General features: G+C 63.5%; 1 pseudogene. It reads left to right on the top strand.

Going from position 1 to position 252, the window contains the following annotated elements:
* Window positions 1-128: pseudogene (locus GSY69_RS14015) on the top strand (IS481 family transposase); the annotation flags it as partial.
* Between the last annotated feature and the right edge of the window lie 124 nt (window positions 129-252).

The following is a 252-nucleotide window of genomic DNA, read 5'->3' as shown; positions in this document are numbered from 1 at the left end:
CCGGTGAGCGCGGCCACGACTACCGACCTCGTATCGGCACCGCATTCGTCCACACTGTCATCGATGACCACTCCCGGGTGGCCTACGCGGAGATATGCGCCGATGAGAAGGCCCTCACTGCCATTGGGGACTGATGCACGATCAGGTGTCACATGATCTGTGGCGCCGTGCGGCGTTGCAGGGAAGGATGTGCGCCATGCCCGCTCCCTATCCCCAAGAGTTCCGTGAGGACGTCGTCCGCGTCGCGAGGAA

It is taken from the genome of Brevibacterium rongguiense, from assembly GCF_009857845.1.
In the GTDB taxonomy this organism is placed as follows: domain Bacteria; phylum Actinomycetota; class Actinomycetes; order Actinomycetales; family Brevibacteriaceae; genus Brevibacterium; species Brevibacterium rongguiense.
Note: the sequence above shows the minus strand (reverse complement) of the source record. Positions and strands in the feature narration are given on the sequence as shown.